General features: G+C 65.9%; 13 protein-coding genes. 9 read left to right on the forward strand and 4 right to left on the reverse strand.

Translation table 11 applies throughout. From position 1 onward, the window contains the following. Positions 1–112 precede the first annotated feature (112 nt). From WG208_RS14350 to WG208_RS14360, 3 genes are all read left to right on the forward strand, one after another. Complete coding sequence (locus tag WG208_RS14350) at positions 113–1,372, forward strand: ATP-binding protein (protein WP_337172065.1); 1,260 nt, start codon at positions 113–115, stop codon at positions 1,370–1,372. Positions 1,373–1,434: 62 nt separating this feature from the next. Next, entirely contained in the window at positions 1,435–4,209 is a 2,775-nt protein-coding gene (locus tag WG208_RS14355; RefSeq protein ID WP_337172066.1) for a 2-oxoglutarate dehydrogenase E1 component, read from the forward strand. An 8-nt stretch (positions 4,210–4,217) separates the two neighbouring features. Then, the gene (locus WG208_RS14360; protein WP_337172067.1) at positions 4,218–6,944 is read left to right on the forward strand and encodes a PIG-L family deacetylase; all 2,727 of its coding nucleotides are present in this window, start codon (positions 4,218–4,220) and stop codon (positions 6,942–6,944) included. A 9-nt stretch (positions 6,945–6,953) separates the two neighbouring features. Here WG208_RS14360 and WG208_RS14365 read toward each other — a convergent pair whose 3' ends face one another. Next, the gene (locus tag WG208_RS14365; protein WP_337172068.1) at positions 6,954–7,385 is read right to left on the reverse strand and encodes a helix-turn-helix transcriptional regulator; all 432 of its coding nucleotides are present in this window, start codon (positions 7,383–7,385) and stop codon (positions 6,954–6,956) included. A 145-nt stretch (positions 7,386–7,530) separates the two neighbouring features. Between WG208_RS14365 and WG208_RS14370 the strand changes: the two genes are divergently transcribed. The 5 genes from WG208_RS14370 to WG208_RS14390 are packed head-to-tail and all read left to right on the forward strand — an operon-like array spanning position 7,531 to position 12,964. Further along, positions 7,531–8,598: a hypothetical protein gene (locus tag WG208_RS14370; protein WP_337172069.1), complete on the forward strand. Its 1,068-nt coding sequence runs from the start codon at positions 7,531–7,533 to the stop codon at positions 8,596–8,598. Positions 8,599–8,600: 2 nt separating this feature from the next. Further along, entirely contained in the window at positions 8,601–9,119 is a 519-nt protein-coding gene (locus WG208_RS14375; RefSeq protein WP_337172070.1) for an adenylyl-sulfate kinase, read from the forward strand. Then, positions 9,119–11,536, forward strand: a complete 2,418-nt coding sequence (locus tag WG208_RS14380) for a PEP-utilizing enzyme (RefSeq protein WP_337172071.1) — start codon at positions 9,119–9,121, stop codon at positions 11,534–11,536. Before WG208_RS14375 ends, WG208_RS14380 begins: the two co-directional genes overlap by 1 nt. Positions 11,537–11,567: 31 nt before the next feature. After that, entirely contained in the window at positions 11,568–12,197 is a 630-nt protein-coding gene (locus WG208_RS14385) for a gamma-glutamyl-gamma-aminobutyrate hydrolase family protein (protein ID WP_337172072.1), read from the forward strand. Then, positions 12,194–12,964: a phosphocholine cytidylyltransferase family protein gene (locus WG208_RS14390; protein ID WP_337172073.1), complete on the forward strand. Its 771-nt coding sequence runs from the start codon at positions 12,194–12,196 to the stop codon at positions 12,962–12,964. Before WG208_RS14385 ends, WG208_RS14390 begins: the two co-directional genes overlap by 4 nt. 33 nt (positions 12,965–12,997) lie before the next feature. Here the strand turns inward: WG208_RS14390 and WG208_RS14395 are convergent, their stop codons facing one another. The 3 genes from WG208_RS14395 to WG208_RS14405 are packed head-to-tail and all read right to left on the reverse strand — an operon-like array spanning position 12,998 to position 15,354. Continuing rightward, positions 12,998–13,405: a putative toxin-antitoxin system toxin component, PIN family gene (locus tag WG208_RS14395; RefSeq protein WP_337172074.1), complete on the reverse strand. Its 408-nt coding sequence runs from the start codon at positions 13,403–13,405 to the stop codon at positions 12,998–13,000. Continuing rightward, entirely contained in the window at positions 13,402–13,623 is a 222-nt protein-coding gene (locus WG208_RS14400) for a CopG family transcriptional regulator (RefSeq protein WP_337172075.1), read from the reverse strand. Before WG208_RS14400 ends, WG208_RS14395 begins: the two co-directional genes overlap by 4 nt. A gap of 51 nt (positions 13,624–13,674) precedes the next feature. Continuing rightward, positions 13,675–15,354, reverse strand: coding sequence for a sodium:solute symporter (locus WG208_RS14405; protein WP_337172076.1), 1,680 nt, complete (start codon positions 15,352–15,354; stop codon positions 13,675–13,677). A 326-nt stretch (positions 15,355–15,680) separates the two neighbouring features. Here WG208_RS14405 and WG208_RS14410 point away from each other — a divergent pair, with 326 nt between their 5' ends. After that, positions 15,681–16,949 (forward strand): NAD(P)/FAD-dependent oxidoreductase, encoded by a 1,269-nt coding sequence (locus WG208_RS14410; protein ID WP_337172077.1) that lies wholly within the window; start codon positions 15,681–15,683, stop codon positions 16,947–16,949. The last annotated feature ends 132 nt before the right edge of the window (positions 16,950–17,081 follow it).

Consider the following 17,081-nt stretch of genomic DNA (forward strand, 5'->3'; position numbering starts at 1 on the left):
CGTGACGCGGAGGCGCAAGATTCCCGTTGACGTCTTCATCAAGACATCATGAGAGCGTCACCGGGTTGTCATTTTGTTCTCCACCCGCCCGGATCCCGAACCTCACCGCCCGATGTCCACTCCCCACATTCCGGCTCTCCCGGACGACCTGCTCTATTCCGACTATCGCAGAACGGAAGAGCTCGGCAGCATCCGTCAGGTGGCCCGGGCATTGGCGGCGGAGACCAGTTCCCAGCAGGTGCTGCAGACGCTCTGTCATCTGTCGATGTTCAGAGGACGGGCAAGTGGTGCCATGGTGACGCAGATAAGTGGCGAAAGTGGCGTATATGTCGCCTGCTCCGGGATCGCGACGCCGTTGCTGGGCATGACCTTTCCGCTGGCCGGCACGTTCATCTGGCGCGCCGCGGCCGAAAAACGCGCCGTGCTCCTGCCCACGCCACTGGAGGCGACACCGCCGTTTGCGGCGCTGCTGCCCACCCTGGGGTTCGGCCCCATTCTCCTCCTGCCGCTGGTGGCCAACGAACAGCTCTTCGGGGTCCTGGCCATCACGCGGGATCCGGGGCATCCCACGTTCGACGAAACTGACGAGGAGCGTCTGGCGGTCATGGCCGACCTGGCCGCACTCGCCCTCTGGAAGGCGCGGTTGCTCGAAGAGGCCCAGTCGGCCGATGCGGCGAAGACCAGCCTGCTGGCCACGCTGTCGCATGAGTTGCGCACGCCGCTCACCGCGCTGGAGGGGTACGGGGAGTTGCTCGAGGACGAGATTCTGGGGCCGCTCTCGTCCGAACAGCGTGAGGTCATCACGCGGCTGCGTACCGTCGGGCGACATCTCGGCTCGCTCATCGAGGACATTCTCACCTACGCTTCCCTCGAGGCCGATCGTCTTACGGCCCGGCCGACGGCGGTGCGTCTCGACGAACTGCTCGATACGTTGCATCCGTTTCTCGAGCCGCTGGCCCGCGAAAAAGGCATCGCGTTCCTGATCGAGCCGGAGCCGGGGTTGCCGGGTATGCATACCGACGAGGCCAAGGTCCGGCAGATCCTGCTCAATCTCTGTCAGAACGCGATCAAATTCACCGAGGTGGGCAGCGTGGTGCTGCGGGTGTCGCGTGGGTCGCCACTTCCGGAGGGTGGGAGCAGCCTGCGGTTCGCGGTGAAGGACACCGGCATCGGGATCGCGGCCGCCGACATCCAGCGGCTGTTCCGTCCGTTCTCCCAGCTCGAGGACGTGCCCACGCGCCGGCGCGGCGGGACCGGGCTCGGCCTCTACATCGCCCGCCGTCTGGCCACTCTGCTCGGCGGGCGCATCGAGGTCGTGTCGCGTCCCGGCGAAGGGTCGGTCTTCACGCTGGTGATGCCCGTTCAGGTGTAGCGATTTCCGGCGGGTGGCCCACCGACTGCCTCGGCGCGAACCCCCGGTTACATTCCCATTTTATGTCAGCCATCACGAGCGTTTTCAACGACGGCATCTTTGCCGAGCAGTTCGAGCGGTATCGTCGCGATCCAGCGAGCGTCGACGAAACCTGGCGTCAGTACTTCCGCATCGCCGAATCGCTGTTCGGCCAGGCGGCCGCGAGCACCGGTGCGGAAGCGGGCGGTGCGGTCACCGACGTGGCGTATCTGCAGAAAGTCGCGGGTGCCGCGTCGCTGCAGCAGGCGATCCGCATGTACGGTCACTACGACGTGCAGCTCGATCCCCTCGGCACGCCGCCCATCGGAGCCGACGAACTGCATCTGTCGTTTCATGGACTGACCGAAGACGATCTCACTGCGATTCCCGGTGCGGCCATCGGTGACGACCGGTTTCCGACGGCGAAGGAGGTCATCGCGCGCAAGCGGGCGGTGTATTCCTCGCGGATCGGATACGAAGTGTGGCACCTCGAGATGAACGAGGAGCGCAACTGGTTTCGTCATGCCTTCCGGGGCGGTGAACTGACGCGGGCGCTCACGCCGGAGGAAAAGAAGGCCGTGCTCCGTCGCCTCAACGAGGTGGACGGACTCGAGCGCTTCCTCGGCCGCGCGTATCAGGGGTACAAGCGTTTCTCGGTGGAGGGCACCGACACGCTCGTGCCCATGCTCGACGAGATGATCAGCGCGCTGGGCAAGTCGGGCGCGGAAGAGATCGTGATCGGCATGGCGCATCGTGGTCGCCTGAACGTGCTGACCAACGTCATGGGCAAGCCGTTCGAAGCGCTGTTCGCGGAGTTCGAAGGCCGCCACGACAACGCCGACGAGATGGCCACCGGCGACGTGAAGTACCACATGGGCTTCCTCGGCGCCCGTTCGGTGGACGGGCGCGAGGTGAAGCTGCGTCTGGTGCCCAACCCGTCGCACCTCGAAGTGGTGAACCCGGTCATCGAAGGTGTCGTGCGCGCGCGTCAGCGCCTCGCCGGCAAGCCCGGGGAGCGCAACGAACATGCGGTGGTGCCGGTGGCCATTCACGGTGACGCGGCGTTCCCGGGTGAAGGCATCGTCGCCGAAACGCTGAACATCTCGCACCTGAACGCGTATCGCACCGGTGGCACGATCCACATCATCGTGAACAACCAGGTGGGCTTCACCACCGATCCCGCCGACGCGCGGTCGACGTACTACTCGTCGGATCTGGCGAAGGGTTTCGAGATCCCGATCTTCCACGTCAACGCGGACGATGCCGAAGCATGCATCACCGCGATGCGACTGGCCTGCGCCTATCGCACGACGTTCAAGAAGGACGTGCTGATCGATCTGGTGGGGTATCGTCGCCACGGACACAACGAAGGCGACGAACCGATGTACACGCAGCCCACGCGCACGGCGGCCATCCGCAAGCATCCCACGGTGCCGCAGGTGTGGGCCAATCGCCTGGTGAGTGAAGGGGTGCTCACCGCCGACGAAGCGGCGCAGGTGGAGAAGGACGTGTCGCAGCGATATGCCGACATCCACGCCGCGTTCAAGCAGTCGCTACTGGGCAGCGAGAAGCACGCGCCGTGGCCGGCGGAAGCCGCGTCGGCGCTCCGGTCCGTGCAGACGGCGGTGGCGGCGGAACGGCTCCAGTTCGTGAACGAATCGCTGTTGCAGTGGCCGCAGGACTTCACGCCGAATCCGCGTCTGGCCAAGCAGCTCGAACGTCGTCGTGAGGCGATGGGGGAGCAGGGTGGCATCGAGTGGGGCCATGCCGAAGCGCTGGCGTTCGGCACCCTGCTGCTGGACGGCATGTCGGTGCGTCTCACGGGTCAGGACGCCGAACGTGGCACGTTCTCGCATCGCCACTCGGTGTTGAACGATGCCAACACGGGCCGCAAGTATGCGCCGCTGGCGAATCTGCCGGGCGCCCGCGCGGTGTTCGAGGTATACAACTCGGCACTGTCCGAAACGGCCATTCTGGCGTTCGAATACGGTTTCAGCACCGTGGCCACCGATGCTCTCACGTTGTGGGAGGCGCAGTTCGGTGACTTCGTGAACGTGGCGCAGCCGATCATCGATCAGTTCATCATGGCCGATCGCGCGAAGTGGGGTCAGGACAGTGGACTGGTGCTGCTGCTGCCGCACGGCTACGAAGGGCAGGGCCCCGAGCACTCGAGCGCGCGTCTCGAGCGGTTCCTGCAGCTCTGCGCCGAAGGCAATGCCACGGTGGCCTACTGCAGCACACCGGCGCAGTACTTCCATCTGTTGCGTCGACAGGCGCTGCGCAGCAATCGTCGTCCGCTGATCTGCATGCAGCCCAAGTCGATGCTGCGTCTGCCGCAGGCCTCGTCGCGTCTCGAGGACCTGGTGCAGGGCGGATTCCATCCGGTCATCGACGATCCCATCGCATCGCAGCGTCGGGACGATGTGCGCCGCATCGTGTTCTGCACCGGCAAGGTGTACTACGATCTGGCGCTGGCGGCCAACCGGAACCCGAATGTCGCGCTCGTGCGCGTGGAAGAGCTCTATCCCTGGCCGCACGAAGAGATCCAGCGCATCATGGATCTCTATCCCGCCATCGAACAGGTGGTGTGGGCGCAGGAAGAGCCGAAGAACCAGGGTGCCTGGACATACGTGCAGCCGCGGTTGCGGGCGTCGGCCGGAGCCGCGGTGGGTGTGCGGTACGTGGGGCGTCCGGAGCGGGCGAGCCCGGCCGAAGGGTATGCCGATGCGCATCAGCAGGAGCAGGCGCGTATCGTGGCGATGGTGATGGATACCGGCGAGGTGGCTGAAGAGCGGCCCGCCATGACGATCACGCAGTGAGGTCAGTGATGACGCGACAGCTTTCGCGGGTCGCGCGCCTCATCTGCCGGAGTGGATACACGAGCGCCGTGGCAATTGCCGCGGCGCTCGTCGTTGGCGCCCCGGCGATGACGGCGCGGGCCCAGTCGGGTGTGACGCTCAATGGCGGCGAACGCGGTGCGGCGCTGCTGGGGTCGACGCTCGCCGGTATCGGGACCACGGGTCGGGTGCTGACGATCGCCGCACACCCCGACGATGAAGACACGCCGGTCATCGCGTGGCTCGCCCGCGGACGTCACGTGGAGACCGCGTATCTGTCGCTCACCCGCGGTGACGGCGGACAGAATCTGATCGGCAACGAACTGGGCGAACCGCTGGGGGCGATCCGCACACAGGAACTGCTCGCGGCGCGGCGCATCGACGGTGGCCGGCAGTTCTTTTCGCGGGCCTATGATTTTGGTTTCAGCAAGAACGCCGAAGAGACGTACCAGCATTGGCCCAAGGATTCGATTCTCGGCGATGTGGTGCGGGTGGTGCGCGCATTCCGCCCGCAGGTGATCGTCGCGTTTTTCAGCGGCACGCCGCGCGATGGCCATGGGCACCATCAGGTGTCCGGCCTGCTCGCGCGCGAAGCGTACGACCTGGCCGGCGACACGGTGCGCTTTCCGGTGAAGGACTTCGGTCTGCCGTGGACCCCGCAGAAGTTCTATCGCAGCGCGCGTCAGGCCCCCGACAGTGCGACGTTGCGTGTGAACACCGGGGCATACGATCCGCTGCTGGGTCGCAGCTTCTATGAGATTGCCGCGGAAAGTCGTTCGCAGCACAAGTCGCAGGGGTTTGGCGTGCTGCAGCGGAAAGGGGTGATGTGGGCCTACCTCTCGCGTGAGGCATCGCGGGTGGGGCCGAGCGATCCGCGCCGTGAGCAGTCGTTGTTCGACGGCATCGACACCACCTGGACTCCATTGCGTGCCGGTGTGCCGACCGCCGTGGCGCCCGTGCTCGACTCCGCGCTCGCCGCGGTGGCGGCCATGCGCACGCGATATCGCGCCGACGATCCGTCACAACTCGTCCTGCCGCTGTCCGAGGCGCTGCGGCAGTTCCGCGTCGTGCGCAATGCGCTCGGCAACGGACCGGCACTGCTGATCGGCGATGGGCTGGGCCGCGCGGCGCAGGTACGCGCGCGTCCGGCGCAGCAGGCCGATCCGGCGCTGTTCGATGCGATCACACTGACGGTGCAACGCACCGAGCTCGCGCTGGTGCAGGCGGCGGGCATCGCCGTGGAAGCCACGGCTCCGCAGGCCACGTTCCCGGTGCGCGAGGCCGAGAAGGTGGATGTGAACGATTCGCTCCCCGTCACAGTCACCGTGTTCAATCGTGGACGGTCGGCCGTGCGTGTGGGCGCCGTGTTGATTCAGGGGTTGGGGCCACGCGCGAACGAGCGTGGCACCGTGGATGTGGCGCCCGACAGCGCGGTGTCGCTGCGGCGGTATGCGGTGGCGTTCACGCCCAATTCGCCGTGGTGGCGACAGCAAGGACGACAGGGAAACGACTGGTTCCTCATGCCCATCGATGCCCGCGACGAAGTGCAACGGGAGTCGGACATCGCCACCGAGGTGGAGGTGGGCCTGGCGATCGATGGAACGAACGCGTCGGTGCGGGTGCCCGTGGTGTATCGCTACGCCGATCCGGTGAAGGGCGATCAACAGGTTCCGGTGGCGGCAGTGCCCGGCATCACGGTCAACCTCGGTAGTGTCGTCGAGTACATCCGCGCGGGCGTGCCGGTGGATCGTGCGGTGAGTGTGCGTGTGCAGTCGGCGTATCCGCACGAGGTCAGCGTGCGCGTGCGTCTCGACCTGCCCAAAGGGCTCCTGGCGGACTCCATCCAACGCATCCGCACGTTGCCGGCCGGAGGCTCGGCGGTGGTGACATTCCGTTTGCGTGGCACGCTGACGGAGGGCGCGCATCAGTTGCTGGCCGCGGCCTTCCACGAGAATGTGCCATCCATGCGTGGAGTCTATCCCATCACGTACGACCACATCACGCCGATGCGCCTGTACGGCACGTCGGCGATGTCCTTCTCGGCGGTGTCGGTGAAGCTGCCGCCGCGCGCCCGTGTGGGATACATCACCGGGGTCGCGGACGCCGGCATGGAGGCGCTCCGCCAGCTCGACATCCCGGTGGAGAAGCTCGAGCCGTCGTTGCTGGGCAGCACCGATCTGTCGCGATTCACGAGCATCGTCGTGGGCCCGCGGGCCTACGAAGCCAACGAGGAGTTGGTGCGCCAGAATGCGCGGTTGCTGGCCTACGCCAACCGCGGCGGGACACTGGTGGTGCAGTACGGCGCGCAGGACATGAGTCGCTTTCCGGTGACACCGTACCCTTTGCAGTGGACACGGCCGGCGGCCCGCGTGACACTGGAACAGGCGCCGGTCACGGTACTGCAGCCGACGAATCCGTTGCTCACCACGCCCAACCGCATCGGCGATCGGGACTGGGCCGGCTGGGTGCAGGAGCGGGCCACGTACATGCCCAGCACGATCGATCGGCGATACACGCCACTGCTCTCGATGCACGATCCCGATGAACCCGCCAATACCGGCGCGCTGCTGGTCGCCCCCGTTGGACGGGGACGCTATGTGTACGTGACGCTGGCGTTGTTCCGACAGTTGCCGGCCGGAGTCCCCGGTGCGGCGCGCCTGCTGGCCAATCTCGTGAATGGGCAGGCACCGGCGAGCGCGACCCCACCGGTGCCCTGACTCACGCGGTCAGCGGCTCTTTCTGCGCCGGGGTCGGGAGCGGGTGACCCCGGCGTCGTCACCGCCGGCATCGAAATACTGCAGTTGATGTACGGCGTCTTCGAGTGCTTGTCTGGCCTCGGCCACCCGATCGAGTGCGGGCCGGAGCAGGGCCGCACGGCCGTCCGTTCCACTGCTTCTGGTTGTCGGTACGGACGTGGGAACCGGACGGTCATCGCCAGCGTCGGTCCCTTCCATCTCGGCAAACAGTGCGCTCAGGGAGATGCGGAGTCCCCTGGCGATACGGTGCATGTTCTCCAGCGAAATGTTCGTCTCGCCGCGTTCGACCGTGCCGATGTAGTTGCGGTGCATGCCGACGAGATCCGCCAGAGACTCCTGCGAATATCCGGCATGCATGCGCAACCGCCGCACTGTCGCCCCGAAGCGCACAAACAGATCCATTCGCCAACGCTGTCATGACGATGCCCGGATGGCCACACATTATATATGGACCTTGTATGAGTGGCTCACACTCTCCGGTAGAGAGGTCGCGGGATGGCGCGATGTCGCTGGACACTCGAAAGAAAATCACGTTAGGTTCCCGCCCATGAGTCCCTCCCGCCCGCAGGTGCCATTCGGTTTTGTGACTCATTCGGTGGACCTGCTCAATCACTTCAGGCCTGTCCTGGAGCAGTTGCCGGCCGGCAGCTTCGAACTCATACGGTGCGTGGAGCCGGACGACATCGAGCCGTTCGAGCAGGTGACCTCACGGCACGCCTGGCCCTTCGTCGCACTCGAAGCGCTCGATGGTGTGGAGACGCCATACGACTGCCTGATCTCGAATCATCCCATGATGCTCGCCGATCCGGAGCAGATCAAACGGCTCGGACGTCGGAACGTGCGATTCATGTACGGACTGGGAAAGAATCGCTGGCAGTTCGCCGAGTGGAACGCGCTGTACGATGCGATCCTCTGTTTCGGTCCGTATCAGGTGGCGCATCTCGCGCCGGTGACGGACGCCGTGCTCATCCCGATGGGATATCCACGATTCGACGGGTTCTTCACGCTGCGCCACGAGCGGCATCGCCTGATCGAGGAATTCGGCGGGGACCCCTCGCGGGCGACGATCGTGTGGCTTCCCACCTGGAATCAACTGTCCTCCGTGGGCCACTACGACGAGGACATCGTCCAGTGGGCCGACCGGTACAACGTGTTCGTGAAGGTGCATCCGGGAATGCCCAGGGTGGAACCGGAACGCTTCGCGCGGCTGAAGGCGCTGCCGTTCACCACCATGCTGGCCGGCGAGGCGGACAACATGCCCCTCTTCGCTGTCGCCGACCTCGTATTGGCCGACTACGGCGGCTCCGCATTTGGCGCGATCTACACCGACCGCAATCTGCTGCTGCTCGACGTACCGGGCGCCGAACATGACGAATACCTCGGCGAGGATTCACCGGAGCTGCTGCTGCGCGAGCACATTCCCAGCATCCGTCCGGGTGAAGGGCGGGCCATCGGGTCGGTGCTCCACGACGCCGTGTTGTGGGAACGGCAGCGTCATGTGCGACGGGCGCTCCGGGCCGGATACTTCTTCCCATTCTATGGTTTTTCGGGGCGCGTCGCTGCCGATGCGTTGATCAACATCCATCAGATCCTGGACCACGGCGACGGGAACTGACGATGGTCATCTGGATCATGGGAATGTCGGGAAGCGGGAAGTCGACGCTCGGACGCGCCGTGGTCGACGCCTGGCGCACGCGTGGCAGTCGCGTCGTGCATGTGGATGGCGACGAGATCCGACGGCTGCTGGCGCTCGATGCCGGTGATGCACCGTATACGATCGACGGACGGCGGCTGGTGGCCGAACGCATCACGGCCCTGTGTGAGTGGCTGGATGGACAGGGCGTGGATGTGGTCTGCTCCACCATGTCCATCTTCCCCGATCTGCGCGCCGGCAATCGCACGCGATTCAGCCACTATCTCGAGGTCTACCTGCGCGCACCGATGGAGGCCCTGATCCGTCGCGACAGCAAGGGACTCTACGGATCCGCGCTGCGTGGCGAGCGGGCGTACGTCGTGGGAGTCGATATCCCGTTTCCCGAACCGGAGTCGCCCGACCTGCTGTTCGATACAGGTGGGGACGCCTTCGATCTCGAGGCACGTGTGCAGGAAGTGCTCGGCCATCTTCCCGTCACCTGATGCGCACCGTGCGTCCCATCCGTCTGGGCACCAAGGCGGAAACGCTCGAACGGCTTCGGCCGAAGTTGCGCAGCGCGGAGGTGCTTCCGCTGGTGTACTTCACGGTCGCCGAATGGAAGCAGGCGCCCGAACGTTGTCTCCGTGCCGTGCAACGCCGTCTCGCGGTGGAGACCGTGGTCGTGCGTTCGAGTGCCCTGGTGGAGGACGGCGCCACGGAATCCCGGGCCGGGGCTTTCGACAGCGTGCTCGATGTCGCGGTCCATGATGTGGCCGCCCTGCAGGCTGCGGTGGAACATGTCGTGACATCGATGACGGGTGATCCGCGGGATCAGGTGCTCGTGCAGCCGATGCTCGAATCGGTGGCCGCCGGTGGCGTGGTGATGACCTACGACATCGTGCACGGATCGCCCTACTTCGTTCTCAATTACGACGAACGATCGGGGCGGACCGACGCCGTCACCGCCGGGCGCGAGGTGCACAAGGCGCTGCGTGTGTCGCGGCACGCCGATCCCGCATACATCACGTCGCCGCGTGTCCGCCGGTTGATCGATCTGGCGCGCGAACTCGAAGCGCTGTGTGGCTCGCCGGCACTCGACATCGAGTTCGCGATCGGACGGGATGGGCGGCTCTGGCTGCTGCAGGCGCGACGCATCGCCACGGCCCGCGGCTGGCATCCGGTCACCGAGCGGCGGGTCGCCCGACAGCTCGTGTTCGTGGAGCACTTCGTGCGCGAGTGCTCCACACCGCAGCCCGGACTCTTCGGCCGCCGTACCATTCTGGCGGTGATGCCGGACTGGAATCCGGCCGAGATGATCGGGACGACACCACGGCCACTGGCCACCTCGCTCTATCGCGAGCTGATCACGCGCCGCACCTGGCGCGAGGCCCGCGCCGGCATGGGATATCGGGAGCTGCCGCCGGTCGATCTCATGGTCGTGGTGAACAGCCATCCCTACATCGACGTCCGGGCGAGCTTCAATTCCCTGTTGCCCGCATCCGTTGCCGCCGACACGGGCGAGCGACTCGTCGACGCCTGGCTGGATCGTCTCGATGTGCACCCCGAGCATCACGACAAGGTGGAGTTCGAGATCGCGCTCACCTGTCTCGATTTCGACGCACGCAAACGGCTTCGCGACTGGTATGGTTCGATGCTCGGCCGGCGCGAGCAGACGATGTTCCTCGAACAGTTGCGGGCGCTGACGTCGAACGCGCTGCGCACGGATGCGCGGGGGTCCCTGTCCGGTGTGGAGGCGACCGTGGCGACACTGGAAGCGGACGCATTGGTGATGCGCGCGACCGCTCCCGCAGGTGGCCGTACGGGAAGCGCGGACGCGGCGCAGGGACTGCGCCATGCGGTGTCGCTCATCCGCGGTGCGGCGGCACGGGGCACCCTGGCCTTCGCGACGGTGGCCCGGCACGCCTTCATCGCCGAGGCGCTGTTGCGATCGGCCGTGCGACGGGGCGCTCTCGCGCCTGAGCGCCTGGAGCAGTTCCGTCGCTCCATCCGTACCGTGACCGGCGGCATGGTGGACGCGTACGAACGGGTGACCCGCGGAGAGGACACGCCGGACGATTTTCTGACGCACTACGGTCATCTGCGACCGGGCACGTACGACATCACCTCGCGGCGTTACGACGAACGTGACGAACTGTTCGTCGATTCCCCGGTACAGGAAACGGTTGCGCGCGTTCCCGGCTTCCGTCTCACCCCGGGTGAGAATGCGGCCCTGCGCCGGTTGCTCGACGAGGCGGGGCTTGGCACGGTGCGCGGTGCGCAACTGCTCGATCATGCGCGGCGCGCGATCGCCGGACGGGAACATGCCAAGTTCGTATTCACGCGGGCGCTTTCGGATGCTCTCGCGGCACTGGCCCGGTGGGGCGAAGCGCAGGGGCTCAGTCGCGACGATCTGTCGTTCATCGACTGGAGTACGTTCGACCGGTATGCCGTCGATCCGGCCATCGACTATGCCGATCGCTACCTGCTGGAAATCGCGCAGCAGGGACGTCAGCGCCACGCCGAGGCGCACGCGTTCCGGCTCGGGCACATCGTGCGTGATGCGCGTGACGTGTATGTGGCGACCATCCATCGCAGTGAACCCAACTTCATCGGCACCGGGCGAACGACCGGCCCGGCGGTGATGGTCACCGCACAGAGTCCGGGCGACACCACGCTGTATGGCGCGGTGGCCTGCATCGAGAATGCCGATCCCGGATTCGACTGGATCTTCACGAGGGGAATCGCGGCGCTGGTGACCAAGTTCGGCGGGATGAACTCACACATGGCCATTCGCTGCGCCGAACTGGGAATTCCCGCCGCCATCGGCTGTGGCGAGCAGACATTCGAACGTCTGCGTTCCGCGTCTCTGGTGGAAGTCGATTGTGCGGGACGGATGGTGAGGCCGGTCCGTGCGCACTGAGCGCGCGCGATGCGGGCGGATCGGTGTGACGATGCGCCGCATGACGGTGGGCGATCATGCGGAGGCACGTGATGCGCTCGCCGCGGACTGGGGCCGATTCCTCGCGGCCGTGCTTCCCGACGCCCAGTGGCTTCCGGTGCCCAATCTTGGCGAGGCCGTGGTGGACTTCGCGCAGGCGTGGGCGCTGGATGGTCTCATCCTCAGCGGCGGAGAGGACATCGGCGTGACGCCGGTGCGGGACGACACCGAGCGTCAACTGCTCGCCTGGGCGCGGCAGCATGGGCACCCGGTGCTTGGCGTCTGTCGGGGACTGCAGTTGTTGCACACGGAGCAGGGCGGTGGGCTCGTGGCCACCACCGGGCATGTCGCCACGCGACATCCCGTTCAGATGCTCACGCCGACGATGCCGGGTCTCGCCGTTCCGCGTGAGGTGAACAGCTTTCATCGATGGGCGCTGTCCATCGACCCGGTGAACGGCGCCGAATGCCTCGTGCGGGACGTCGATGGATATCCCGAAGCCGTGCGCTATCCCGCACTGGGGGCGTTGGGAATCATGTGGCATCCGGAGCGGGAGACCGCACCTCATTCCCAGGATCGTGCACTCGTTCGTCATTGGTTCGGCCATGAGAACGATGGACCATCGAACGAGCGTCACTCATGAGCAAGACCTCACACACGGCGGCACTCATTCTCGCCGCCGGACGCGGCAGCCGGCTGGGCGCTCACACCGAAGTCCGGCCCAAGGGGATGGTGGAGTTGCTCGGCCGTCCGATGCTGCAATGGCAGATCGACGCGCTGCGTGCGGCCGGCATCGAAACGGTCACGGTGGCCACCGGATACCGCGCCGACGTGATCGAAGCGCTGGATGTGCCCACGGTGCACAATGCCGAATGGGAGCATACGAACATGGTGGGCACGTTGCTGGCAGCGGCAGCGCATTTCACGGACGGACCGGTGATCGTGTCCTATTCGGACATCGTCTATCACCCCGATCACGTGCGCGCGTTGCGTGCCGCGCAGGCGCCGCTGGCCATCACGTACGATCGTCGGTGGCAGGACCTGTGGGCGTTGCGTTTTGCCGATCCACTGTCGGACGCCGAGACCTTCGATGTCCGTGACGGGCAACTCGTCACGATCGGTGAGAAGCCGGGCTCGATCGATGAGGTGCGCGGTCAGTACATGGGTCTGCTGCGTTTCACACCGGAAGGATTCGCGCGGGTGCGGGACGTGGTGACCGCCGCCGGCGACGAAGGGCGGCGGAGACTGGACATGACCACGTTGCTGCGCCGCGTTCTGGCCACCGGCATGCCCATTGCGGCCGTGCCGGTGGATGGCCGGTGGCTGGAAGTGGATCATGCCGGTGAACTGGCCGCCTATGAAGCCCGGCTCGCGCAGGGCGAGCCGTGGCTTCACGACTGGCGGTGGTGATTCGCCGCCAGCAACGCTGAACGATGTGCGCTCCTAACCCGCACCCGACCGGACCAATTCCCAGAACGCCCGTGGCGTGAGAATACGGTTCGATGTCTGCTCGTGGAATGTGAGGAGATCCTGATCCCCCGTCACGAGCACCTCCGCATTTCCCGCCAGCGCCGTGGCGAATACCCACCGGTCGGCGGGGTCACGAATGCCGACCGGCCCAGGCCTGGTCGGTTTTGGAAGACAGGGGAACGGGTCAAAGACCGCGACAATACTCTCGATATGGTCCGCAGGCACCTTGAATTTGGTGGCCAGCACGCGCCGTATCTCCTCCAGAATCACCTCACCGATGACCAGATCATGCTCGGCCAGGACGAGACGAAAGACATCGGCACAAAGCCCGCGGGTTGCCAGCGCGGCGACCAGGACGTTGGTGTCGAGGCAAACCCTCACGACACGGCGCGAAAGACGTCCTCGTCCGTGAGGTATCCGCAGGCCTCGGCAAAGGGCATGAGCAAGCGCCGCGCTTCCTCGAACTGCAGGATCGCCAGTTGTCGCCGGAGTGCGTCGCGCGCGATGTCACTTCGGGAACGGCCTGAGCGCTTCGCGAGCGCCGCGAGCTGACGTTCCAGCTCGCGGTCGAGGCGGATGGTCAAGGCGGAGGTTTTCATGTATGACAATGTAATACATTGTCCTTGGGACGGGAAACCTCCGATCGTGTCTTACGCCTCCTGCGGCGTCGGCGGTGTCGGTGATTCCGGCGACAGCAGACTGAGACCGTAGCCCACCACGAAGACCACCACGGCGCCGATCACGTTGTACCACAGGAAACTCACCTGCGGCGCGCCGAAGGACACGGCGGCCACGGCAGCCATGCCGGCGAGCAGTCCGACAAAAGCGCCCAGTGCGCGGGTGCGTTTCACCATCGCGAGCATGAACACGCCCAGAATGGAGCCGTAGAAGAACGATCCGAACCGGTTCACGACTTCGATGAGTGAACCGAGGGTGGCGGCGTAGAGTGCCACGATGCAGGCGAAGACGCCCCACAGGGCGGTGAAGATCCGGCCGGCGTTGAGCAATTCCGTGTCGCTCGCCGAAGGGCGGTACCAGCGCTGATAGAAGTCCACCACGGTGGCGGTGGAGAGCGAGTTGAGTTCCGCCGCGATGCTCGACATCGCGGCCGCGAGGACGGCGGCGAGGAATATGCCGGCGAATCCGAGGGGCAGCTGGTCGAGCACGAGCCGCGGAATGATGTAGTTCACGTCGCGCGAACTCTCGCCCGTGGCCTTGGCCGCGGCGTCGAGGGCTTCCTTGCGCACCGACTCCACGACGGTGTTCTGCTGCGTGAAGTTGGTGAGGGCCGCGGCATCCGACGAGGCGGCGGCGTCGCGTGCGGCCTGATTGCGGGCCGAGAGGGCCGCGGTGTAGCGCGATTCGAGCTCGGCGTAGGCTGCCGGCTCGCGCTCACGCAACTGCGCATCGTGCCGCGGGTTGTAGAGCAGCGGCGCCGGCGAGAAGGTATAGAACAGGAAGACGAGCACGCCGATGAGCAGGATCAGCGCCTGCAGCGGGATCTTCCAGTACGCACTCATGAGCAGCGAACTGCGGGCTTCGTCGACCGAACGCGCGGCCAGATAGCGTTGCACCTGGCTCTGGTCGGTGCCGAAGTACGAGAGCATCAGGAACGTGCCGCCCAGAATGCCTGACCAGAACGTGTACGTCTCGGTGAGGGAGAACGAGAAGTCGAACACACGCAGACGACCCGTGGAGCCGGCCACGCGCAACGCGTCGTCGAGCGGCACGGGCAGCCGGATGATCAGCACGACCACGATCGCGAACAGTGCACCGACGATCACGACCATCTGCTTCACGTCCGCCCAGGCAACCGCTTCCACCCCTCCCAGCACGGTGTAGACGATGGTGGGCACGCTGATCAGCGCCACGCACCAGAGGAGGTCCCACCCGAAGATGGCGGAGAGCACCACGCCGGGGGCGGCGATGATGGTCCCGCACGACATGCCGCGCGAGAGCAGGAAGAGCAGACTGGTGAGCGACCGGGTCTTGGGATCGAAACGCCGCTCGAGAAACTCGTAGGCGGTGTAGACCTTGGCCTTGTGCAGAAACGGCACGATGGTCACACCGAGCAGCACCATGGCGATCGGCAGACCGAAGTAGAACTGGACGAAACGCATGCCGTCCGTCGCGCCCTGTCCTGTCGTGCCGATGAGGGTGATGGCGGAGATCTGCGTGGCCATCACGCTGAGGCCCACGGCCCACCAGGGAAGGGAGCGGCCGGCGAGGAAGTAGCCTTCGATGTTCTTGGTGCCGCGGGTCCGTCTCAGGCCATCAAAAACGACGACCACGAGGTACACGGCCACGATCAGCCAGTTGATCCAATGCATGGGCGCTCAGGGAGTGTAGCGGGATTGCAGCAACCCCAGCAGGATCAGCGCGATGACCTGGATGACCAGGACGCGCACGAGAGTCGATCGGAATTGGCTGGACATGTCCACAAATTACCGAGGAGGACCGACCTTCGCCGGTTGCGGGGTGCTGGCCGTGGGCAGGGCGCGGCCAGCCGTGGCCGATCGACGGTTCCGGGGGTATGGGGGCCATACGGGCCACAATGGCCGGCCCGTGGTCCCTCCGTGATGTTTCAACGGCTTCGGCGCGTACCGCGGCTTCAGGGGCCAACCGTCATGGACCTCATGGACAATCGGAGCATACGATGGCGAGTCCTGTCAATGTCCCTCATGTCGTGATCATCGGCGGTGGTTTTGCCGGGCTGGCTGCCGCCCGGGAACTGCGCCACGCGAACGTGCGGGTGACACTGCTCGATAGATCGAATCACCATACGTTCCAGCCACTGCTGTATCAGGTCGCCACGGCCGGTCTGGCCCCGAGCGACATCTCCGTGCCCATCCGCTGGCGTCTGCGGCGGCAGACCAACACCACCGTGCTGCTGGCCGAGGTGGAGGCCATCGATCCGGCCCGCCAGATCGTCCGGCTGGACGACGGGACGGAACTCGCCTACGACTATCTCATCGTGGCCACGGGCGCCCGGCATGCGTACTTCGGGCACGACGAATGGGCGCCGTTCGCGCCGGGCCTCAAGAGCATCGAGGATGCGACCGACATGCGTCAGCGTTTGCTGCTCGCGTTCGAACGGGCCGAACGCACCGACGATCCGGCCGAACGCGAGGCGAATCTGACGTTCGTGATCGTCGGCGGTGGGCCCACCGGCGTGGAGTTGGCGGGCTCGATTCCCGACATCACGCGTCGTGCCCTGCGTCGCGAGTTTCGTCGTATCGACACGCGTGCCACGCGAGTGCTGCTCGTGGAGGCGGGGCCGCGGATTCTGCCCACGTTCCCCGAGGGGCTGTCCCGGGCGGCGCAGCGGGATCTCGGGGAGCTGGGTGTCGAGGTGCGTCTCGGTGTGCCCGTGACGCAGATCGACGCGCAGTCCGTGACCATCGGCGAGGAGCGCATCGCCACACGCACGGTGTTCTGGGCGGCAGGCAACGTGGCATCGCCGCTGGGTCGCATGCTCGATGCGGACACCGATCGTGCCGGCCGGGTGAAGGTGGCACCGGACTGTTCGATTCCGGCGCATCCCAATGTCTTCGTGGTGGGCGATCTCTGCATCGTGATGCGCGAGAACGGACAACCGGCGCCGGCTGTGGCGCCCACGGCGAATCAGACGGGGCAACACGCGGCGCGCATGATCCTCGCGTCGATCGCCGGTCGTCCACGCGCACCGTTTCAGTACTGGCACAAGGGCGATCTCGCCACTATCGGCCGGCACAAGGCCGTGGCGGCGTTCGGGGCGCTGCATCTGAGCGGGTATCTCACCTGGTTCCTCTGGCTCTTCGTGCACCTGATGTACCTGGTGGGATTCCGCAATCGCGCGAGTGTGCTGCTGCAGTGGGGATGGGCCTACGTGACCTGGCAGCGAGGGGTCAGGCTGATCACGGGAAGGCCGCGCGGCGTGCCGTGACTCGAGAGGTCGAGATGTCGAGATGTCAGAGCAGAAAGGAGGTCGAGAGGTCGAGATGTCAGAGCAGAAAGCAGGAGGGAGCTGGTCAGGATGGAGGGAGGAGCGGTTCTTCTCCTTCCTCCATTCTGGCCC

The sequence above is a fragment of the Gemmatimonas aurantiaca genome, assembly GCF_037190085.1.
Taxonomy (GTDB): domain Bacteria; phylum Gemmatimonadota; class Gemmatimonadetes; order Gemmatimonadales; family Gemmatimonadaceae; genus Gemmatimonas; species Gemmatimonas aurantiaca_A.